This is a genomic window from Streptomyces reniochalinae (genome assembly GCF_003323735.1).
GTDB classification, from domain to species: domain Bacteria; phylum Actinomycetota; class Actinomycetes; order Streptomycetales; family Streptomycetaceae; genus Streptomyces; species Streptomyces reniochalinae.
The window spans coordinates 83,142-103,664 of sequence record NZ_QOIM01000046.1 but is presented as its reverse complement, the minus strand read 5'-3'; the positions used below and the strand labels follow the sequence as shown (position 1 = coordinate 103,664).

Here is a 20,523-nt window from a genome sequence, read left to right as displayed (position 1 = left end):
GCCCTAGGATCGGGGCGTCGGTCCGCTCGCCGCCCCGGAGGCGGCTTTGCCAGGAGGCTTCGGATGTCCGCTCCAGCAGGCCCTGCACGGCGGTTCCGCTTCGGCGTCAACATGCTGGCTTTCGGCTCGGGTGAGGAGTTCCGGCAGCGCTGCCGCCGTGCGCAGGAACAGGGGTACGACGTCATCCACGTGCCCGACCACCTGGGTATGTGCGCCCCGTTCCCCGCGCTGGCGGCCGCCGCACAGGCGACCGAGCGACCGCGGCTCGGCACCTTCGTCCTGAACGCCGGGTTCTGGAACCCCGCGCTGCTGGCCCGCGAGGTGGCCACCCTCGACCAGCTGTCCGACGGACGGTTCGAGCTGGGTCTGGGCGCGGGCTACGTGAAGGCCGAGCACGACGCGGCCCGGCTGCCGTTCGCCTCGCCCGGCGGCCGGGTGGACCACCTGGAGCACACCGTCGCCGAAGTGTCACGCCTGCTGGCCGACCCGGAGCAGCTGCCGCGCCCCGCGCAGGAACAGGTGCCGCTGCTGATCGGAGGCAACGGCGACCGGGTGCTGCGGCTGGCGGCCCGTACCGCCGCTGTGGCCGCCTTCACCGGCGGCCGGCAGGTGCCCGGCGAGCCGGAGGGCACCCTGGAGCTGCTCCCGCCCGCCGAACTGGACGGACGGATCGCGGCACTCCACGGCTTCGCACAGGACCGGGCCGAGCCGCCCGAGCTGAACTTCCTCATCCAGTACGTCGCGGGGGCCGCCGAGCGCCGTGCCGCGCTGGAGCGGCTGCGCCCCCACGGCCCGCGGATGACCGACGACGAACTGCTGGACCATCCGGCGCTCCTGACCGGGTCCCCCGAGGAGATGGCCGAGCGGTTGCGCGCGCACCGGGAGCGTTACGGGCTCTCGTACTTCACGGTGCTCGACCCGTACATGGACGCCTTCGCCCCGGTGGTCGAAGAGCTGCGCGGCAGCTGACCGCCCGCCCGAGCCGTCCCACCACGCCCCCTCGAACCGCCCCACCAGGCAGAACGGCGTGGCGGTCGGCCGGCGGGCGTGGTGGTACCCGCCGCATGGGTGAGTTGGACGACAACGAGCGGTCACACCGCGCCTGGGAGGCCGCGGGTTACGCTCCGCAACCCCTCTGGAGCCGCTGGGTGAAAACCCTCACCGGCTGAGCGGGACCCGGAAACGCCCCGGTCAGCGGGGGAACCAGCGTGCCGTCCGGTCCGTTTACGATGGAAACACCGCCGGGCCCGCACGTGCGCAGGTCCGGCGCCGTCATCACAAGTGAAAGGTGTGAGCGTCCGCCCATGGGCGACCCTCCTAGTTGCATCCCCCCACATGTCGTGCGGCCGATGCCCTCACGACGCCGCGCGTGCCCGCGCCTCCTGGCCCACCATGGGAAGGAGGTGAAGGAGCGTTGATGGAAGTCCTCCTGCTGCTCGTGGCGCTGCTGCTGGCGCTGGCCTGCGGTGGTTTCGTCGCGGCGGAGTTCTCCCTCACGACCGTCGAGCGCAGCGAACTGGAGCGGGCGGAGCAGCGTGGTGAACGCGGCGCGAAGAGCGCGCTGGCGGCCGTGCGGTCCCTCACCTTCCAGCTTTCCGGCGCCCAGCTGGGCATCACCGTCACCAACCTGGTGGTCGGCATGCTCTCCGAGCCGTCCATCGCGGCGCTGATCGCCGGGCCGCTTCGCTCGATGGGCGTACCGTCCTCGGCTTCCTCGTCCGTCGCGCTGGTGCTCGGCACCGCCCTGTCCACGGTCGTGCTGATGGTGATCGGTGAGCTGGTGCCCAAGAACTGGGCGATCTCCAAGCCGCTGCCGGTGGCCAAGCGGGTGGCGACACCGCAGCGCGTCTTCTCCGCCGCGTTCCGCCCGCTGATCCGGCACCTGAACAACACCGCCAACCGCATCCTGCGGCGGATGGGTCTGGAGCCCACCGAGGAGCTGGCCTCGGCCCGCTCGCCGCAGGAGCTGGTCGCGCTGGCGCGGCACTCCGCGAAGGAGGGCGCGCTGGAGGAGGACACGGCCGATCTGTTCGTGCGCACCCTGCATCTGGCCGAGCTGACGGCGGAGAACGTCATGACGCCCCGCGTGCAGGTCACCTCGCTGGAGGTGGCCGCGACGGTGGAGGACGTCGCCAACGCCACCCGTGCCACCGGGCTGTCCCGCTTCCCCGTCTACCGGGGCAATCTCGACACCGTCGTCGGCATCGTCCGGATCAAGGACGTGCTGGCGGTACCCGTAGAGCAGCGGCCGCGGCGCCCGGTGACGGAGCTGATGCGCGAGGCGCTGCTGGTGCCCGAGTCGCTGACGGTCGACCGGCTGCTGGACCAGCTCTCGGGCGGCGACCGCAGCATCGCGGTCGTCATCGACGAGTACGGCGGCACGGCAGGTGTCGTCACTCTGGAGGACATCATCGAGGAGGTCGTCGGCGAGGTCCGCGACGAGCACGACCCGCTGGAGACGCCCGACCTGGCCCCCGCAGGCGAGGACGCCGAGGGCCGGCGGATCTACGACGCGGACGGCGCGGCCCGCACCGACCAGCTGGAGGCCATCGGGCTCCGCGCCCCTGAGGGCCCCTTCGAGACGCTGGCGGGCCTGATAGCGACCGAGCTGGGCCGGATCCCGGCCGCGGGTGACACGGCGACGGTCGCCGGCTGGCTGATCGAGGTGACGGACGCGTCGGGGCGGCGTGCGGCGCAGGTGCGGCTGCACAGCCCCAGACCGGGTGAGGACCCCGCGCAGGCGGACGACGACGAGTGGGCGGAGGCACGGCGATGACGGCGGTCCAGCTCATCATCGGGTTGCTGACGCTGGTGGTCAACGCGTTCTTCGTCGGCGCCGAGTTCGCCATGATCTCGGTGCGCCGCGCCCAGATCGAACCCCTGGCCGAGGACGGCGACAAGAAGGCACGCAAGGTGCTGTGGGGCCTGGAGCACGTGGCGCAGATGCTGGCCGCGGCCCAGCTCGGCATCACCCTGTGCACGCTGGTGCTGGGCGTGGTCGCCGAGCCCGCGATCGCCCACCTGCTGGAGCCGGTCTTCCACGCGATGGGCGTGCCGGACGGCATCGCGCACGGCGTCTCGTTCGTGATCGCCCTGTCACTGGCGACGTACCTGCACATGCTGCTGGGCGAGATGGTGCCCAAGAACATCGCGCTGGCGGGGCCCGAGCGGGCCGCGCTGCTGCTGGGGCCGCCGCTGGTGGCGCTCTCGCGGGCGCTGCGCCCGGTGATCTTCGCGGTGAACTCGTTCGCGAACGGGCTGCTCAAGCTGATCCGTGTGGAGCCCAAGAGCGAGGTCGAGGCGGCGTTCTCGGACGACGACCTGGCGCAGATGGTCGCCGACTCCAGCGAGGCCGGGCTGCTGGACGACCGCTCGACCGAGCGGCTGCGCGATGCCCTGGAGCTGGGCAGGCGGCCGGTCGGCGACGTGGCACAGCCGCTGCCGAAGGTGGTCATCGCGGGCCGGGGGGTGACGCCCGAGGGCCTGGAGCGGCTGTCGACCGAGTCCGGGTTCTCCCGCTTCCCCGTGGTCGACGACGACGGACGCGTACTGGGCTACCTGCACGTCAAGGACGCGCTGGACGCCTCACCGCGCGAGGCCCCGTTCCCGCTGACCGCGATGCGGCCGATCGCCCGGGTGAGGGCCTCTCTGCCGCTGGACGACGTGCTGGGCGCGATGCGGTCCAGCGGTACGCACCTGGCCGCGGTGACGGGCCCGGACGGGCGCGCCACCGGCGTGGTGACGATGGAGGACGTCCTGCGGGAGCTGGTCGGGCGGCCGTAGGCCGCGCGAGGTAGTGCCCGTTGCCCCGAGGGCCGGAGTCGTTGCTCGGGGCAACGGGTTACCATGGGCGACCGTGACCAGCACAGCTTCCTCCCCCGCGGCGTCCTCGCAACCCGCCTCCCCCATCCGCTCGTTCGTGGCCCTGGGAGACTCGTTCACCGAGGGCATGTCGGATGTGCTGCCCGGCGGCGCCTACCGCGGCTGGGCCGACCTGCTGGCGGCCAGGCTGGCCGCGCTTGAGCCCGGCTTCCGCTACGCCAACCTGGCCGTACGCGGCAAGCTCATCGGCCAGATCACCGAGGACCAGGTCAACCCCGCGGTGGCCATGGGCGCCGACCTGGTGACGCTGGTGGGCGGGCTCAACGACGTGTTGCGGCCGCGCTGCGACACGGCACGGGTGTGCGCGCTGCTGGAGGAGGCCGTCGGCAAGCTGGCGCCGTCCTGCGGCACTCTCGTCCTGATGCGCAGCCCCGGCCGCAGCGGCCCGGTGCTGGAGAGGTACCGGGCCCGCATGGAGGAGCTGTTCGCCTTCATCGACGAGCTGGCCGAGCGGCACGGCGCCGTGGTCGTCGACCTGTTCGGGTCCCGGACGCTGTCCGACCCCCGGCTGTGGGCCGACGACCGGCTGCACCTGAGCGCCGAGGGGCACCGCCGTGTCGCCGAGGCCGTCTGGCAGCGGCTCGGGCTGCCCGCCGAGGCGGACTGGGACGCACCGCTGCCGCCCTCCCGGCCGCCGTCCTGGCCCACCCGCCGCCTGGCGGACCTGCGCTTCGCCCGCGTCCATCTGCTGCCGTGGATAGGCCGCCGGCTGACCGGCCGTTCCTCCGGCGACGGGCGCGCCCCCAAGCGCCCCGAGCTGACCCCCCTCTGAGCTGACAGGCGCCCCGAAGGGGCGCGGGGGACCGCGCGACCAGCCACAACGCACCGGCAGACCGCGAGGCACCCACAGGGGCGGCCCGGCCCCCGGCCGGGCCCGGCTCCCAGCAGGTCAGCGGCAGGGCACCGCACAGCGGCCCGTAGACTCGGGCGGCGTGAGTGACAAGCCGCGCATCCCGAACGTCCTGGCGTCCCGCTACGCCTCCCCCGAGCTGGTCCGCATCTGGTCCCCCGAGTCGAAGATCGTGCTGGAGCGGCGGCTGTGGCTCGCCGTGCTGAAGGCCCAGCGGGACCTGGGTGTCGCCGTGCCCGAGGAGGCGCTCGCCGACTACGAGCGGGTGCTGGAGACCGTGGACCTGGCCTCGATCGCGGAGCGCGAGAAGGTCACCCGGCACGACGTGAAGGCCCGCATCGAGGAGTTCAACGCGCTGGCCGGGCACGAGCAGGTGCACAAGGGCATGACCTCGCGTGACCTGACGGAGAACGTCGAACAGCTCCAGATCCGCCTCTCCCTCCAGCTGGTGCGGGACCGCACGGTGGCGGCGCTGAGCCGGCTGGGCACGCTCGCGGGCGAACACGCGGCGCTCGTGATGGCGGGCCGCTCGCACAACGTCGCCGCGCAGGCCACGACGCTGGGCAAGCGGTTCGCGACGTCCGCGGACGAGCTGCTGGTCGCCTTCGAACGGCTGGAGGAGCTGCTGCGCCGCTACCCGCTGCGCGGCATCAAGGGTCCGGTCGGCACCGCGCAGGACATGCTGGACCTGATGGGCGGCGGAGAAGAGGGCGCCGCCAAACTGGCCGACCTGGAGCGCAGGACCGCCGAGCACCTCGGCTTCGGGCGGGTCCTGACCTCCGTCGGCCAGGTGTACCCGCGTTCGCTGGACCACGAGGTGGTCAGCGCCCTGGTGCAGCTGGGTGGCGCGCCCTCGTCGCTGGCCAGGACGATCCGGCTGATGGCGGGACAGGAGCTGGTGACCGAGGGCTTCAAGGAGGGCCAGGTCGGCTCGTCGGCGATGCCGCACAAGATGAACACCCGCTCGTGCGAACGCGTGAACGGCCTGATGGTGATCCTGCGCGGCTACGCCTCCATGGCGGCCGAGCTGGCGGGCGACCAGTGGAACGAGGGCGACGTCTCCTGCTCGGTGGTGCGGCGCGTGGCGCTGCCTGACGCGTTCTTCGCCTTCGACGGCATGGTCGAGACGTTCTTGACGGTGCTGGAGGAGTTCGGCGCCTTCCCCGCCGTGGTGGCGCGGGAGCTGGACCGCTACCTGCCGTTCCTGGCGACGACGAAGGTGCTGATGGGCGCCGTGCGCGCCGGGGTCGGCCGCGAGGTCGCACACGAGGCCATCAAGGAGCACGCGGTGGCCTCCGCGCTGGCGATGCGCAAGGGCGCCGAGCACAACGAACTGCTGGAGAGGCTGGCGGCCGACACCCGCATTCCGCTGGACCGCGCCGCGCTGGACGCGCTGATGGCCGACCGGCTCTCCTTCACCGGGGCGGCGGCGGCGCAGACGGCCGAGGTCGTCGCCCGCGTCCAGGAGGTCGCCGCGCTGCACCCGGACGCCGCCGCCTACCGGCCGGGGGCGATCCTCTGAGCCCGCGCTTCACCCAGGAGGAGCTGGAGGCCGCCCGCGGCACTCCCCCAGACTCCGTCCGGGAGGTGCCCCCAGTGCCCGACGTGGCGGCCGAAGGGCTGCGGGTGCTGTTCTGCGGCATCAACCCGGGGCTGCTCTCGGCGGCGACGGGCCACCACTTCGCCCGTCCCGGCAACCGTTTCTGGCCCGCGCTGCACGCCTCCGGCTTCACTCCGCGCCGACTGCACCCCCATGAGGAGCACGAGCTGCTCTCCTACGGCCTGGGCATCACCAACGTGGTGGCCCGGGCCACGGCGCGCGCCGACGAGCTGTCCCGGGAGGAGTTCACCGAGGGCGGGCGGCTGCTGGAGGAGAAGGTCGCCCTGCTGCGGCCCCACTGGCTGGCCGTCCTCGGCGTGACCGCCTACCGGGCCGCCTTCGACGAGCGCAAGGCCGCGATGGGCCCGCAGGAGCGGCGGATCGGCGGGGTGCCGGTGTGGGTGCTGCCCAATCCCAGCGGCCTGAACGCGCACTACACACCGCCGGCGCTGGCCGCGGAGTTCGGCAGACTGCGCCTGGTCGCCTCACCCGAGGACTGATGGGGCAGTCGCCTCACCCGGGGACTGACGGGGCAGGGGCCTGCCGCCCCCGCTCCCCCACGGCGGCGAGCAGTTGCAGCGGTACCGCCTCGCTGCGGCGGGCCAGGCCGAGCCCGATCCAGCGGCCCTCCACCGTCCAGAACGCGAGCCGCGCGACGCGCCAGCACAGGCTGCCCTCCGGCTCGGGCAGCCCGGCCCCGTCCGCGGCGGCCAGCAGGTGCGGGCCCAGATCCAGCACGTGCGGCTCGCCCCACTGCCGGGACAGCAGGACGAGCAGGGCCTCGTGATCGCCGCGCACCTCCTCCTCGGCCGTGAGGAGTGCGGCCGGATCCCCGTCGGGCTCCGGCTCGGCGGCGCGTAAGACGGCGATGTGGGCGGCGGGCTCCGCCCGCAGGCGGCCGAGCGCTGTGAGGTGGTGCGCGAGGTGCATACGACCAGTCAACCTTCCGGTTCCGACAGCCGGTTGGGCGGCTCTTCCGCTCGCGGATACGCGGCCCCCGCTGACGGGGTACCCGCGCCACTCGCCGTGATCGGCCGGAGCGGTTACGATCCGCCCCACGCGCACAGGCAGGGAGGCGGAGCGTGAGCGGTCTGAGCGGACGGGATCCGTCCCTGCTGCGGCGGATCAATTCCACGGTCGTGCTGCGGGCGCTGCGCGGACCGGCGACGCCGACGGCGCTGACCCTCACCGAACTGGTACACGCGAGCGGGCTGTCGCGCCCCACGGTCGAGGGCGTGGTGGAGGACCTCATCGAGGCGGGCCTGGTGGCCGAGGCCGAGGACGCCCCGGACCCGCCGCGCGGCGCGGCGCGGCGCGGCCGCCCCGCGCGGCGGTTCCGCTTCCGGGCCGAGGCGGGCCACCTGCTGGGGCTGGAGATCGGCCCGCACCGGGTGGCCGCCGTGCTCTCGGACCTGACGGGCCGCATCCTGGGGTCGCTGACCCGGGAGATCGCCGAGACGGCGCCGGCGGACGTGCGGCTGGAGAAGTGCCGGGCCACCCTCGCCGAGCTGCTGCGCCGCACCGGCACCGCGCGGGACACGCTGCGCGCGGTCGGCGTCGGCACGCCGGGCATCGTGGAGGCCGACGGGACGGTGCACCTGGGCACGGCGCTCCCCGGCTGGACGGGTCTCCCGCTCGGTGAGCGGCTGCGGCGCTCGTTCAGCTGCCCCGTGCTGGTGGAGAACGACGCGAACGCCGCCGCGCTGGCCGAACACTGGAAGGGCGCCGCACGGGGCGTGGACGACGTGGTGATGGTGCTCGCCGGGCTGAGCCCCGGCGCGGGGTCGCTGATCGGCGGGCGGCTGCACCGGGGCTTCGGCGGCGCGGCCGGGGAGATCGGCGCGCTGCATCTGCTCGGCAGGGAGGCGACGCCTGAGCGGCTGTTGTCCACCACGGACGAGCCGCTGCATCCGCTCGACGAGGCGGCTGTGGCGCGGGTGTTCGCGCAGGCCAAGGGGGGCGACGACCAGGCGCGGCGCGCCATGGACCGCTTCCTCGCCCGCCTGGTCCACGACGTGGCGGCCCTCGTGCTGGCGCTCGATCCCGAGCTGCTGGTGGTCGGCGGCTGGGCCTCGGGCCTGGACGGCGTGCTGGACCCGCTGCGCGCCGAGTTGGCGCGCTACTGCCTCAGGCCGCCGCGCGTGGCCCTCTCACACCTGGGAGAGACGGCCGTGGCGACGGGGGCGCTGCGGGTCGCCCTGGACCGCGCGGAGAACGAACTCTTCACGCTGGACGAGCCCGAAGCGGCCCACTAGCCGCAGCCGCGGGCGGGAGAGTGGAGGTCAGCTCGCCATCAGGGACATCGCGTCGCCGTCGCTGAACGACAGCCGGCAGGTGTCCGCCCGGTAGGTGGCGAGGGAGACCGCCGCCGTGCGGCCGTCGACGAGGTAGCGCGTGGTGACGAGGAGCACCGGCGCTCCGGGCAGCCGGTCGAGACGGCGCGCGTCGTCGGCGCGTGCGGAACCCAGCTCGACGGTACGGTCCTGACCCCCCAGCTCGCACTGGTGGAGTGCGCGCAGGACGGTGCGGGCGCGGGCCGTGGGGTGCAACGTGCCGCCCGCGCCCTCGGTGCCTTGCTCGTCCGTGGGGACGGCGGGGACCGTGGCGGCGGGGACGTAGAGGGTCTCGGACGCCACCTGCTGGCCGCCGGTCATCCGGCTGCGCCGCACCGCGTGCACGGGCGCTTCGGTGTCCACGTCGAGCAGCTGCGCCACGGTCGAGGGGGCTGCCACGCAGGCGTGGTCCTCGGTGTGCCAGGCGTCGCCCGGGGCGCCCGGCCAGGTGTGGGGGCCGCTCTCCGAACCGACGTCCACGCCGACGCGGGGCGGCGCGACCGTCGTGCCGACGCCGCGGCGGCGCTGGAGGCGGCCCTCCAGTTCGAGCTGTTCCAGCGCCTGTCGGAGCGTCGCGCGGGCGACGCCGAAGCGGGCGGCCAGCTCGCGTTCGTTCGGCAGGATCTCGCCGACCGCGAACTCGGAGTCGAGCGCTTCGGAGAGCACCGTCTTCAGGTGCCAGTATTTGGGCTCCGGCACCGTCTCCAGCTGCGTGGTCCCCACCCTTGCCTCCGCAATCCCCGTTCGCCCAGCGGGCGGTGTGGCGGTGTTTATGTGTCCTTGTTTTTTAAAGGCCCTTGCGTATGTCCCTGACGATAGGACGGCCCCCACCCTTGGTCAAGACCAATCGACGCGGTGGGCCGGCGGCGGTGCGCGCGCCGCCCCGCAGGCTCTTGTGGAGCCGCCGTGCACCGGCTCTTGCGGAGCTTCGGGGGCGCTGAAATGATCGATCATCGATCAGCCGCCCGTCTCGCCCCGCCCCCGGAGGAGCCCCATGTCCGGCCCCGACATCCCCGCCACCCTCCAGCGCGTCACCGTCGTCACGGGCGGGAGCCGGGGCATCGGCGCCGCGACGGCGCTGCGCCTCGCCCGCGCCGGGCACCACGTGGGCATCGGCTACGCACATGACGAGGAGGCGGCCGCCCGGACGGCTGAGGCGGTACGGGCAGCCGGCGGCGACGCGGTCACCGCGCGGGTGGACACCAGCGACGCCGAGGCGGTCGACGGCCTCTTCGACACGGTGCGCTCCGCAATCGGACCGGTCACGGGTCTGGTCAACAACGCGGGGATCTCCGGGCCGCTGGGCCGCTTCACCGAGACGGCGCCCGAGGTGATGCGGCGGGTGGTGGACGTCAACGTGACGGGAGCGCTGCTGTGCGCCCGCCGCGCGCTGCGCGAGATGTCGACCGCGCACGGCGGGCAGGGCGGCGCCATCGTGAACGTCTCCTCCTCCGCCGCCACCCTCGGCTCCCCCGGCGAGTACGTGCACTACGCGGCCTCGAAGGCCGCGGTCGACGCGATGACGGTGGGTCTGGCCAAGGAGTTCACCGGCGAGGGCGTACGGGTCAACTGCGTGCAGCCGGGCTCAGTGCTGACCGGGATGCACGCCGCGATGGGGGACCCGGACCGCGCCTGGAAGAAGGCGAGGACCACACCGGCGGGGCGCCCCGGCGAGCCCGAGGAGATCGCCGACGCGGTCGCCTGGCTGCTGTCGGACGAGGCGTCCTACACCTCGGGGGCCGTACTGCGGGTCGCGGGCGGCCTGTGACCCACCGCGGCTCCGGCCCTCTCCTCGCCCGCACCGGCGGCGGCGCCGTGCAGGTGGGCGAGCTTGTCCGGATTCCGTATGAGGTAGACGGCCTGGATGAGTCCGCCGGCCACGTCGAGGGCGAAAACGGTGTCGGCGCGTCCTTCGTGGGTCGCCAGCAGAGCCTGGGCCCCGTTGAGCTCCAGGAAGCGGAAGCCGAGGGAGAATTCCACGGCCTGCGGTCCGACGGCGGCCAGGAAACGGCCGACCTTGTCCGCACCGTCGATGACCCTGCGCGGCGCCTTCGCCTTGCCCGCGCTGTCGGAGAGCAGCCGCACGTCCGGCGCCAGCAGGCGGAGCAGTCCGTCGAGGTCGCCGTCGACGGCGGCCGCGAGGAAGCGCTCGGTCAGGTCGCGCTGGAGCCCGGGGTCGACGTCGAAGCGCGGCTTGCGCTCGGCCACGTGCCGCCGGGCGCGGCCCGCGAGTTGCCGCACGGCGGCCTCGCTGCGCTCCAGCGTCCCGGCGATCTCGGCGAACGGGAAGCCGAACGCCTCCCGCAGCACGAACACGGCGCGCTCCAGCGGGGAGAGCGACTCCAGGACGACGAGCAGGGCCACCGAGACCGACTCGGCCCGCATCGCGCGCTCGGCACCGTCCTGGTGCTCGCGGGCCGCGGCCGGGGCGAGGTCGGTGACCAGGGGCTCGGGCAGCCAGGAGCCGACGTAGGCCTCACGCCTGGAGCGCACCTGGCGGAGCCGGTCGAGGGCCAGCCGGGTGGTGACGCGGACGAGGTAGCCGCGCGGCTCGCGCACCTGTGCGCGGTCGGCCGCCGACCAGCGCAGCCACGCTTCCTGCACGACGTCCTCGGCGTCGGCCACGCGGCCGAGCATGCGGTAGGCCACGCCGAAGAGCACGGGGCGGTGTCCCTGGAAGACCTCGGTCGCGTCTGCGCTCACCTGGTCATCATGCCATCGGCGGCGCGGCCGCCGTGGTGCGCGGGGCTTCCGTGCCGGGCCCCTTGCTGACATCGTGTCAACCAGCCGCCTGCCGCAGCGAACCGCGCCACAGGAACCAGGAGTGGTCATGCCCGCCGTCTTCACCCCACAGACACCCGCCCGCGTCTCCGCCTCCACCGTCCAGGTCTCCCCGCCCGGGCTGCCCGCGTTCGAGGTCGCCTACGAGCGGCGCGGACAAGGTGAACCGATGCTGCTGCTGCACGGCATAGGACACCACTGGCAGGCGTGGGAGCCGGTGCTCACCGTCCTCGCGGGAAGCTACGACGTGATCGCCGTCGACCTGCCGGGGTTCGGCGCCTCACCCGGGCTGCCCGAAGGTCTCTCCTACGGGATCGACGAGATCGTGCCGCTGCTGGCCCACACGTGCACGGCGCTGGGCGTCGAACGTCCGCACGTGGTGGGCAACTCGCTGGGCGGGCTGCTGGCACTGGAGATGGGCCTGCACGGCCACGCGCGGTCGGTGACCGCGTTCTCCCCCGCCGGCTTCTACACCACACCGGAGCGGCTGTACGCCTTCGCCGTGCTGCGCGGCATGCGGGCGGGGGCGCGGGCGCTGCCGGACGCGCTGCTCGGTCCCGTGGCCCGCTCCGCCGCGGGTCGTGCCGCGCTGACCAGCACCATCTACGCCCGCCCCGGCCGGCGTTCGCCCGACTCCGTGGTCGCCGAGACCCGCGCGCTGCGGCAGGGCAGCGGCTTCGCTCCGGTCCTCGCGGAAGGGCGTCGCCCCGGTTCGCGCTTCGATCACGACATCGCGGATGTACCGGTGACGATCGGCTGGGGCGACCGCGACAGGCTGCTGCTGCGCCGCCAGGGCGTACGGGCCAAGCACACGATCCCTGGCGCCCGCCTGGTGCGGCTGCGCGGCTGCGGACACGTACCGATGAACGACGACCCGGCGGCCGTCGCCCGCGTCGTGACGGACACGGCCGAGGCGGCCGGCCCCGGCCTGAGCGAGGGGCCGTGACCGGCGGCCGCACCCCGCGACCCGATCCGGCGGCGGGCCAGGCCACGGGGTGCGGCGGTCACCGCGGGGTCACTGCGGCGGTGTCGGGGTGTCGTGCGTGCGGTACATGGCCTGCACGTCCATCTCCAGCTGGACCGTGGGGCCGACGATGGCGATACCGCGGGCCAGCATGTTCCGCCAGTTCAAGGTGTAGTCCTCGCGGTGGAGTTCGGCGGTGGCGCGGGCGGCGCACCGCAGCTCCTCGCCGTATCCGCCGTTGACCGCGCCCAGGTAGTTGGTGTCCAGGCTCACGGTGCGGCTGACGCCGTGCAGCGTGAGCGTGCCCTGAACCGTCCACCTGGAGCCCGAGCGGTGGATGAACCGGTTGCTCGCGAAGTGCAGGTAGGGGTGGCGCTCGACGTCCAGGAAGTCCGCGGAGCGCAGATGGTCGTCCCTGGATCTGTTGCCCGTGGCGATGCTCGCCGCCTCGATACTGATCTCCAGATAGCTGTCCTCGACCTGTTCGGCGACGCGTATCCCGCCCTCGAAGCGGGTGAACCTGCCGTGCACGTTGGCCATGCCGACGTGCCGCGCGACGAAGCGGATCGCCGTGTGCGGCGGATCGATGAGCCAGACTCCGGGCTGCGGCAGCTCCGGCGTCTGGCCCGACAGCAGTTGGATGCTCTCCGGCGCGGGCCGGGTGCCCGCGACGACGTCGAGAGTGCGGTGGGCGGGCTGCAAGCCTTCCAGCGTGGCCATGACAGCGTACGTACCGTGTGGCAGCGCGGCCGTGACGAGGCCGTAGGGGTCGCTGGTCGTTCTGACCATGCGGCGACCCGTCTCGCTGGACGTCAGAGTGATCTCGGCATTCGGCAGCGGCTCACCGACCGGATCGGTGATCCGCAGCACGGCGAACCCGGCGTCGGCCGGAAGCCCGGCCATCCACCCACCTCGGTCGGCCTGCTTCGGCCTTCTCCGTAGAAGGGTTCCGAGGCCCATACTGATCGTCCTTCTTTCTTGGCTGTGCTCGTGACGCTCGTTCATCGTGGGGGGTGGGGCTCCTCGGGAGCCGCGCACGATCGTACGGATGTGCCCGCTGCTGCCATGCACCCGGTCGTTGAAATCTGTCCCAACCCACGGAAGAAACGGCGTCCACCACGGCCTCACGCCTGCCGCGTACCGCGCAGGGCCCGACGAGGGCGTGCCCGGGCGTCAGCTCAGCGCGTTCTCGATCCGCACCTCCAGCGCGCCCGCCTCGCTCATGCGCTCGGTGACGGTGCCGTGCGGATCGGGCGTGCCCTCCGGATAGGTGGCGCGTACCCGTGTGAGCCGGACCACGGCCGCTTCGTAGCGGCCCAGGTCGGCTTCGAGCCCGGCCGCCCGCAGCTCCGCGCTGGTCGCCTCGTGCAACCCCGCCTCCCCGCAGGCGCGGAACGCCTCCACGGCACGGTCCGCGTACGCGATGCCCTGCGCGTAGCACGCCAGCGCCGCCTCCGCCTGCTCACCGGAGAGCGGCAGCGGAAGCGGAACCGGCTCGATGAGCAACTCGGCGGTCTGCCGGAAGGTGTGGCCGACCTCCAGCCGCAGGCGGAGCCGCTGCTCCTCGTCGAGCTGCGCCTCCTGGCGGCGCAGCACCGCCGCGATCTCCTCCTGCGCCGCGTCCATGCGGCGCAGCGACTCCGCCACCTCGGCGCCCGACTCCCGCGCGAGCCAGGCACGGGCGTGGATCGTACGGATGACCGCGTGGTGGTCCCCCAGCGCGCGCCACAGCTCCTCGGCCCCCGCGTACAGCTCCTCCGCCTCGGCGAACCTGTGCCCGGCCCGGTGCGTGTCGGCGGCCAGGTGGGTGACGACGGCGCGCCCGTGCCGGTCCTGCCACGGCTGCGGCCCGAGGGCCGCTTTGTGCAGCAGCCTGGCGGCTTCCCGCAGCTGTTCGGGCCTGCCGCTCGCGTGGCCGAGCCAGACGCACGCCTGGACGATGCCCGTCTCGTCGGCGGCTTCCAGCAGCCCGTCCAGGGCACCGACCAGCACGGCAGCTGCTTCGTCCGTCTCCTCCAGCGCGAGCAGGCAGCCGCCGAGACGCAGCATCGCGCGGGGCACGTCCCCCTCCCCCGCCGTCCCGAATTCGTGCACGGCGGACCGCAGGGACGCGGCCTCGTCGGTCAGGAGCCCCTGTGCGGCGTGCACGTCGGCGTGCAGCAGGTGGAGGCGGGCGCGGTCGTGCGCGGTACGGGCCGCGCGGCCCTCGGTGCGGTCCTCCTCCAGGGCGCCGCACAGCACCTCGTCGGCGCGCTTGTGGTCCCCCGTTTCCATGAGCAGGCGGGCGAGCGCGAGTTCGGGCCCTGTGGCGGCCCAGGGCCGCCCGGCCTGGTGGAAGAGCTCGGCCGCCACCGTGAGCAGCTCCGCCGCCCTGGCGGGCGCGCCGCGCTGTGCGGCCAGCCGGCCGCGGGTCTCGGTGGCCTCGGCGATTCGGGCGCGCACCGCCGGCGCCGCACTGTCGGGTTCCGCCAGGGCGATCAGATCGGCCAGCTCGGCGTCGAGCGCGTCCGCGGCCGGGCCCAGCGCGTCGGGTGCCCCCCGTGCGGCGTCGAAGGGTGTGCCGTCCTCCTCGTCGCCGTCCGCCCAGGGGCTCAGTTCGCGCGCCCGCATCCTGGCCCCCGTCAGCAGGACGGCGGTGGCGTGCCGGGTGCCGACGCGCCCTTCGGCGTGCAGCCGCCTGGCCTCGGCGCACAGCGCGCCGATGGGCTCAGGCGGTACGCGCGTGCCCTCCGGTGCGAACGAGGCGGAGAAGACGGCGCGGGCCCGGCAGGCGAGGGCTTCCCCTGGCAGGCCCGCGCCGGCGAACAGGCTCGCCGCCTCGGTGAAGCGGGCCGCCCCCGCCGCCGGGTCACGGCGCGCGAGCAGCATGGCGAGGTGGTCGAGGACCTCGGCCTGCTCGCCCGGGCCGAGGTCCACGCCGCCGCGGGTGACGGCGTCGTCGGCCGCCACCCACGCCGTCGCCGCCGAGGGGTGGCCGAGCGCGCTCAGCCTGCGCGCCTCGGCGAGCATCCCGTGCGGGTCGGGCGCGGCCGGCGCCCCGGGCCACGGCAGCGCGCCGGGGCCCACTCCGAGCGGGAGCCGGGGAGCGCACGGCCGCAGCGCGAGCCGGGCGCGTACGGCCGCACGGTGGTGGTCGGAGGCGGCGCGCGCGTCGAAGCGCGCGGCGGTCTCCAGCGCCTGCGAGGCGGCTTCCTGTTCCAGTGCGGCGGCCGTCAGGGGGCGGCCACCGGGCCCTGGCACGGGCAGGTCCCCGCGGCCGAGCTCGACCAGCCGCCGCGCCAGCAGCGCGACGGAGGCCATCCAGGCGCCGTGCCCCGCCTGGTCGCCGCCCTGCTGCCGGTCCGCGGCGCTCTGCTCGGTGAGGATCTCCAGGCCGCGCGGCTCGTTCCCGGTGCGGGCGCAGAACTCCAGGTGCGGGGCGAGGGCGGCACCCCCCGCGGCGGGCGCGTCCCGCACCAGGAGATACCCGGCGACGTGCCTGGAGCGTGCCTCCTCGATCCTGCCGAGTCGCAGCAGCGGAGGGAGCGAGTCGGCCAGCAGCGCCGACCTGCGGCTCGTGCACGGGTAGTCGCCGCGCAGCACCGGTTCCCACAGCCGCAGCGCCGCCTCGTCGTCCGCCGCGCCCGCTCCCGGCCGTGCGGCGTCGGCTTGCTGGGCGCGCGCGGCGTGGGCCTGTCCGCGCCAGGCGAGTTCGCAGCCCGCGCAGTCCGCGCTCTCATCGCGTCCGGCCTCCAGCCAGGCATCGTAGGCGCGGACGGCGCGGGGACTGTCGCCGAGATCCCGCGCCACCATGAACTCCCGTGCGTGCACGGCGCGCTGGGACAGGCCCGCGCGCGCGTGGCGGCGGGACATCAGCGACAGCCACCCCTCGACGTCCGCCGCCGGGACCGCGGGGTCGCCGAGCACGTCCTCGACGGCCCAGCGCAGCGACCACAGCAGGGCGAACCCGGCGTCCTCGTCGAAGGCGTCCGGATGTGCGTCCTGAAGGTCCAGCACGCGAGCCACCAGGGGGGCGCACGCGCGAGCACCAGTGCCCAACGCGCGGCTCGCGGCAAGATGCAGCAGCGCTTCGGCGAGCGCCGCGCGCCCCTCCGGCGTGTCATGACCCGGCAGCTCTTCGGCCGCCGCGACCAGCTCCTCCGCCCGAGCGACGCGCTCGGGCCCGTGCGGGGCCAGGCCCTGCGCCCGCGTTTCCCCGCGCAGTTGCGCGGGTGTTCGGCTGGTGGTCATCGGGCCTCCCGTGCCGGGGAACGGCGTGCGTGTGGCGTGCGGTCTCGGTTGTCCGTGAAGCGGCATCCTAGGACGATCGCAACGTCCTGACGGTACGTACGCGGGACGTGCCCCTTCTGCCGAGTGTGACGGCGGGTGTTCACTGGGACGTCGGGTGCACGGCATCCGGGCGGGGTAGAGCTGTCACCGCACACCGCCGCCCGGCCCCTTCCGGCGTACCCGGCCGGCACGAGAGACCGACGAGGCGGCAGCGACCGTCAGACATCTCACCGCATCGAGGAGTCGTCCATGGCACAGGCCGATCCGACCACCGGCAGATCCCACGGGCGCCGCGCGGTACTGCGCGGCACGGCGGCAGCGGGAGCCGCGCTCTCCCTTCCCCTGGTGGGCGCGGCGGCGCCCGCGCAGGCCCGCCGCGGCCGCCCGTCGGCCGACTGGGGTGTCCAGGCCGGGGACGTGACCGCGTCCTCCGGGCTGGTGTGGGTGCGCTCGGACCGCCGGGCGCGCATGCTGGTCGAGACGTCGGCGACCGAGACGTTCCGCAACCCGCGCCGGTGGCACGGGCCGCTCGTCGGCCCGGACACGGACTTCACAGGGCGTACGGCGCTGCACGGGCTCCCGGCGGGAGAACAAATCCACTATCGGGTGACCCTGGCCGATCCCGACGATCCGCGGCGCACCGGTGAGCCGGTGTACGGCACCTTCCGCACCGCACCCCACCGCAGGCGGGACGTGCGGTTCCTGTGGTCGGGCGACCTGGCGGGACAGGGCTGGGGCATCAACCCCGACCGCGGCGGCTACCCCATCTTCGCCGAGATGCGCCGGCTGAACCCGGACTTCTTCCTCAACAGCGGCGACGCCATCTACGCCGACTCCCCCATCCAGGAGCGCGTCGAGCTCCCAAACGGCGGCGTGTGGCGGAACGTCACCACCGAGGAGAAGTCGAAGGTCGCCGAGACACTGGCGGAGTTCCGCGGCAACTTCCGCTACAACCTGCTGGACCGCAAGCTGCGCGACTTCAACGCGCAGGTGCCGTGGATCGTGCAGTGGGACGACCACGAGGTGCTCAACAACTGGTACCCGGGCGAGATCCTCGACGACGACCGGTACACGGTCAAGGACGTCTCGACGCTGGCGGCCCGCTCCCTGCGGGCTTTCAGCGAGTACTTCCCGGTCGGAACGCTGCGCCCGGGGGACGACGACGGGCGCGTCCACCGCGTGGTGCGGCACGGTCCGCTCCTCGACGTCTTCGTCCTCGACATGCGTGCCTACCGCAACGCCAATTCGCCGGGACGGCAGCCGGACGACGCGCAGGGCATCCTCGGCGAGCGGCAGCTGGAGTGGCTCAAGCGTGAGCTCTCGCGCTCCCGCGCCACCTGGAAGGTGATCGCCTCGGACATGCCGCTGGGGCTCGTCGTCCCGGACGGCAAGACCGACTACGAGGCGGTCGCGCAGGGCGACCCGGGCGCCCCGCTCGGCCGCGAGTTGCAGATCGCGGAGCTGCTGCGGCACATCAAGCACCGCCGGGTCACCGGCACGGTGTGGCTCACCACCGACGTGCACTACACGTGCGCCCAGCGGTACGACCCGGACAAGGCCGCCTTCAAGGACTTCGCGCCGTTCTGGGAGTTCGTCTCTGGACCGATGAACGCGGGCGGCTTCGCCGCGCTCGAACTGGACGGCACCTTCGGCCCCGACCAGAAGTTCGTCAAGGCACCGACACGCGCGAACACTCCCCCGACGGAGGGCGGACAGTACTTCGGCCAGGTCGACATCGACGCCTCCACCGGCGAACTGACCGTGCGGCTGCGTGAAGAGGGCGGCGCCGTGCTGTTCACCAAGGTGCTCCAGCCCGGCAGGGTGGGGCAGTAGGCTCCAGGCCCCTCCGGGGGATGCCTGGGGTGCGGGAGACTGGGCAACATGGGCGTTCCCTTCACCTACTCCCCCGTCGGCCGCACCGCGCAGGGGGTGACCCCTCCCGGCTTCAACGGCCTGCGCGTGCGCACCCTGCTGGGCGCCGGCGAGCCCGTCTTCGCGGTGGCCTCGCGCGCCCTGCTGGAGTGGCGGATGCACCGTGCGATGGGGGTGCGGGTGCGGGCGGACGCCGAGCGGGCGGCACCCGGGGTGCGGGTCACGGTCGGGCTGGGCGTGGGACGGCTGCGGGTGCAGGGGCCCTGCCGGGTGGTGTGGGCCGTCGAGGAGGAGCGCCACGCCGGGTGGGCGTACGGCACCCTTCCCGGGCACCCCGAGTGCGGCGAGGAGGCGTTCTGGGTCGAGCACGCGGCGGACGGGCGCGTCTGGCTGACCGTGCGCGCGTACAGCAGACCGGCGACGTGGTGGACGCGGGTGGGCGGGCCGCTGGTGCCGGTGCTCCAGCGGCTCTACGCGCACCACTGCGGATGGGCCCTGCGGCGGCTGGCCCGGCAGGCGGTCTCCGCCGGTACGCGCCCATGACGGAAGAAGGACGTGCACCGGTCGAGGTGCCCTGTTACGCACTCGTCACGCACCGTTCGTGGCCGGGCAACACCCGTCCGAGAGGGTGAGCGCATGGCTGACGACTCCGCGGCGAAGAAGACCGGGCACAAGGCCGCCCCTCCGCGTCCCTGGCACCGTGCGCTGCGGGCCGCCCGAGCAGGGTGGCGGGCGTGGTGCCCCGCGGCCGCACCCGAAGTGTGCGTAGGGGAGGCCACGGAGGCGGCCGCCTCGCCAGGGCAGCGGCCCGCGCCGGCCGGGGCGAGGGCGCTGTGGCGGGTGCGGGCCACCGTGCGCGAGGAACCGGGCTCCCTGGCGCGGGTGTGCGCAGCGCTCGCGGCCGGAAGCGTGGACGTCCTCGCGCTCCAGACCCACCCGTTGGGCGACCGCACGGTGGACGAGTTCCTGCTGCGTGCCCCCGCCTGCTTGCAGGCGGAGGACCTTGCGGGAGCGCTCGCCGAGGCGGGCGGCACCGACGTGCACACCGAGCGGGCCGACGCGCACGACCTGGTGGACACCCCCGCACGCGTCCTCGGGCTGGCCACCCGCACAGCGCTCGACAGCGCCGAACTCCCGCTCGCCCTGCGCCGGTTGCTGGGCCGTTGCCGCATCCGTTCGGTCCCCGGAGACACCCCGGCTCAGGGCACACTTGAGGGCACGTCGCTACGCCTGCCCGACCCCGCCGGAGGAGAGATCGTCGTGGAACGCCCCCACGTGCCCTTCACCCCAACCGAGTACGCACGGGCGCACGCGCTGGTGGAGTTCGACGCCTGCCTGGGCCGGCGGACGCCTCGGCACACCGACGCGCTCGCCCTTCCCGAGGGCCTGTCCGTCACCGTCCGCCGCGCCGACGAGGGCGATCTGGAAGCGGCGCTGGCGATGCACGCGCGCTGCTCGCACGAGACCCTCGGCCGCCGGTACCACGGCCCCGTGGGCGACGCCGACAGCTACCTGCGCCACCTGCTCTCGCCCCGGTTCGGCCGCACACTGGCCGTGGAGTCGGCCGCGGGCGAGCTGGTCGCGCTCGGTCATCTGCTGTGGGACGGTGACGAGACGGAGGCCGCGCTGCTGGTCGAGGACGCCTGGCAGCGACGCGGTATCGGCTCAGCCCTCCTGCGCAGGCTCACGAACCTGGCGCGCGAGGGAGGCTGCCACAGCGTCTACGCCGTCACGCAAGCATCCAACACCGGCATGGTCGCCACGATGCGCGGTCTGGGGCTGCCGCTCGACTACCAGGTCGAAGAGGGCACCGTGGTGGTGACCGCCGCGCTGGAGCCCGCCGCCGTCGCACCCCACTGAGCGTCGCCGCGCGCCTGCCCGGCCTCCGCCCCCGCGCCTGCCCGGCCTCCGCGCCGCGCGTTCGCGGCCCGCGTACCGGGGGAGCTGACGCGGTGGGCCCGCCCGTACGAGG

At 74.1% G+C, this 20,523-nt stretch carries 17 protein-coding genes; 12 read left to right on the top strand and 5 right to left on the bottom strand.

Translation table 11 applies throughout. From position 1 onward, the window contains the following. Positions 1-63 precede the first annotated feature (63 nt). The 6 genes from DQ392_RS30600 to mug all read left to right on the top strand — a co-directional run bounded on the left by DQ392_RS30600 (position 64) and on the right by mug (position 6,832). On the top strand, positions 64-969 hold the full coding sequence (locus DQ392_RS30600) for a TIGR03621 family F420-dependent LLM class oxidoreductase (protein ID WP_114018953.1): 906 nt from the start codon (positions 64-66) through the stop codon (positions 967-969). 445 nt (positions 970-1,414) lie between these two features. Further along, positions 1,415-2,776, top strand: a complete 1,362-nt coding sequence (locus DQ392_RS30590) for a hemolysin family protein (RefSeq protein ID WP_114018952.1) — start codon at positions 1,415-1,417, stop codon at positions 2,774-2,776. Beyond that, complete coding sequence (locus DQ392_RS30585; RefSeq protein WP_114018986.1) at positions 2,773-3,783, top strand: hemolysin family protein; 1,011 nt, start codon at positions 2,773-2,775, stop codon at positions 3,781-3,783. The genes DQ392_RS30590 and DQ392_RS30585 overlap by 4 nt, the downstream gene beginning before the upstream one ends. Before the next feature lie 73 nt (positions 3,784-3,856). Beyond that, positions 3,857-4,654: an SGNH/GDSL hydrolase family protein gene (locus tag DQ392_RS30580; RefSeq protein ID WP_114018951.1), complete on the top strand. Its 798-nt coding sequence runs from the start codon at positions 3,857-3,859 to the stop codon at positions 4,652-4,654. Positions 4,655-4,814: 160 nt separating this feature from the next. After that, complete coding sequence (gene purB / locus DQ392_RS30575) at positions 4,815-6,254, top strand: adenylosuccinate lyase (RefSeq protein ID WP_114018950.1); 1,440 nt, start codon at positions 4,815-4,817, stop codon at positions 6,252-6,254. Positions 6,255-6,319: 65 nt separating this feature from the next. Beyond that, on the top strand, positions 6,320-6,832 hold the full coding sequence (mug, locus tag DQ392_RS30570) for a G/U mismatch-specific DNA glycosylase (protein WP_425470640.1): 513 nt from the start codon (positions 6,320-6,322) through the stop codon (positions 6,830-6,832). Positions 6,833-6,845: 13 nt separating this feature from the next. On the opposite strand, the gene DQ392_RS30565 is transcribed toward mug, so the two are convergent. After that, complete coding sequence (locus tag DQ392_RS30565; RefSeq protein WP_114018948.1) at positions 6,846-7,262, bottom strand: hypothetical protein; 417 nt, start codon at positions 7,260-7,262, stop codon at positions 6,846-6,848. 152 nt (positions 7,263-7,414) lie between these two features. On the opposite strand from DQ392_RS30565, the gene DQ392_RS30560 reads away from it, so the two are divergent. Continuing rightward, positions 7,415-8,587 carry an ROK family protein gene (locus tag DQ392_RS30560; protein WP_114018947.1) on the top strand — a complete coding sequence of 391 codons (1,173 nt, stop codon included), beginning with the start codon at positions 7,415-7,417 and terminating at the stop codon, positions 8,585-8,587. Between the two features lie 27 nt (positions 8,588-8,614). On the opposite strand, the gene DQ392_RS30555 is transcribed toward DQ392_RS30560, so the two are convergent. After that, complete coding sequence (locus DQ392_RS30555) at positions 8,615-9,388, bottom strand: GntR family transcriptional regulator (RefSeq protein WP_114018946.1); 774 nt, start codon at positions 9,386-9,388, stop codon at positions 8,615-8,617. 271 nt (positions 9,389-9,659) lie between these two features. Here DQ392_RS30555 and DQ392_RS30550 point away from each other — a divergent pair, with 271 nt between their 5' ends. Continuing rightward, entirely contained in the window at positions 9,660-10,433 is a 774-nt protein-coding gene (locus DQ392_RS30550) for an SDR family oxidoreductase (RefSeq protein ID WP_114018945.1), read from the top strand. On the opposite strand, the gene sigJ is transcribed toward DQ392_RS30550, so the two are convergent. Further along, positions 10,391-11,368 carry an RNA polymerase sigma factor SigJ gene (gene sigJ, locus DQ392_RS30545; protein ID WP_114018944.1) on the bottom strand — a complete coding sequence of 326 codons (978 nt, stop codon included), beginning with the start codon at positions 11,366-11,368 and terminating at the stop codon, positions 10,391-10,393. The genes DQ392_RS30550 and sigJ overlap by 43 nt on opposite strands. 127 nt (positions 11,369-11,495) lie before the next feature. Here sigJ and DQ392_RS30540 point away from each other — a divergent pair, with 127 nt between their 5' ends. After that, positions 11,496-12,392, top strand: a complete 897-nt coding sequence (locus DQ392_RS30540) for an alpha/beta fold hydrolase (protein ID WP_114018985.1) — start codon at positions 11,496-11,498, stop codon at positions 12,390-12,392. 69 nt (positions 12,393-12,461) lie between these two features. Here DQ392_RS30540 and DQ392_RS30535 read toward each other — a convergent pair whose 3' ends face one another. Together DQ392_RS30535 and DQ392_RS30530 are read right to left on the bottom strand one after the other, a co-directional pair. Continuing rightward, on the bottom strand, positions 12,462-13,370 hold the full coding sequence (locus tag DQ392_RS30535) for a YceI family protein (RefSeq protein ID WP_114018943.1): 909 nt from the start codon (positions 13,368-13,370) through the stop codon (positions 12,462-12,464). Between the two features lie 213 nt (positions 13,371-13,583). Next, entirely contained in the window at positions 13,584-16,640 is a 3,057-nt protein-coding gene (locus DQ392_RS30530) for a hypothetical protein (protein ID WP_114018942.1), read from the bottom strand. A 288-nt stretch (positions 16,641-16,928) separates the two neighbouring features. On the opposite strand from DQ392_RS30530, the gene DQ392_RS30525 reads away from it, so the two are divergent. From DQ392_RS30525 to DQ392_RS30515, 3 genes are all read left to right on the top strand, one after another. Continuing rightward, positions 16,929-18,512: an alkaline phosphatase D family protein gene (locus DQ392_RS30525; protein WP_114018941.1), complete on the top strand. Its 1,584-nt coding sequence runs from the start codon at positions 16,929-16,931 to the stop codon at positions 18,510-18,512. Positions 18,513-18,560: 48 nt separating this feature from the next. Then, complete coding sequence (locus DQ392_RS30520; RefSeq protein WP_114018940.1) at positions 18,561-19,094, top strand: DUF1990 domain-containing protein; 534 nt, start codon at positions 18,561-18,563, stop codon at positions 19,092-19,094. A 93-nt stretch (positions 19,095-19,187) separates the two neighbouring features. Beyond that, positions 19,188-20,411: a GNAT family N-acetyltransferase gene (locus DQ392_RS30515; RefSeq protein ID WP_114018939.1), complete on the top strand. Its 1,224-nt coding sequence runs from the start codon at positions 19,188-19,190 to the stop codon at positions 20,409-20,411. Positions 20,412-20,523 lie beyond the last annotated feature (112 nt).

What these genes read in the sequence shown, in the direction of transcription:
- DQ392_RS30600 (WP_114018953.1), top strand. Translation starts at nt 64, where the DNA reads ATGTCCGCTCCAGCAGGCCCTGCACGGCGGTTCCGCTTCGGCGTCAAC.
- DQ392_RS30525 (WP_114018941.1), top strand. Translation starts at nt 16,929, where the DNA reads ATGGCACAGGCCGATCCGACCACCGGCAGATCCCACGGGCGCCGCGCG.
- DQ392_RS30535 (WP_114018943.1), bottom strand. Translation starts at nt 13,370, where the DNA reads ATGGGCCTCGGAACCCTTCTACGGAGAAGGCCGAAGCAGGCCGACCGA.
- DQ392_RS30540 (WP_114018985.1), top strand. Translation starts at nt 11,496, where the DNA reads ATGCCCGCCGTCTTCACCCCACAGACACCCGCCCGCGTCTCCGCCTCC.
- DQ392_RS30515 (WP_114018939.1), top strand. Translation starts at nt 19,188, where the DNA reads ATGGCTGACGACTCCGCGGCGAAGAAGACCGGGCACAAGGCCGCCCCT.
- DQ392_RS30530 (WP_114018942.1), bottom strand. Translation starts at nt 16,640, where the DNA reads ATGACCACCAGCCGAACACCCGCGCAACTGCGCGGGGAAACGCGGGCG.
- DQ392_RS30585 (WP_114018986.1), top strand. Translation starts at nt 2,773, where the DNA reads ATGACGGCGGTCCAGCTCATCATCGGGTTGCTGACGCTGGTGGTCAAC.
- DQ392_RS30550 (WP_114018945.1), top strand. Translation starts at nt 9,660, where the DNA reads ATGTCCGGCCCCGACATCCCCGCCACCCTCCAGCGCGTCACCGTCGTC.
- DQ392_RS30565 (WP_114018948.1), bottom strand. Translation starts at nt 7,262, where the DNA reads ATGCACCTCGCGCACCACCTCACAGCGCTCGGCCGCCTGCGGGCGGAG.
- DQ392_RS30520 (WP_114018940.1), top strand. Translation starts at nt 18,561, where the DNA reads ATGGGCGTTCCCTTCACCTACTCCCCCGTCGGCCGCACCGCGCAGGGG.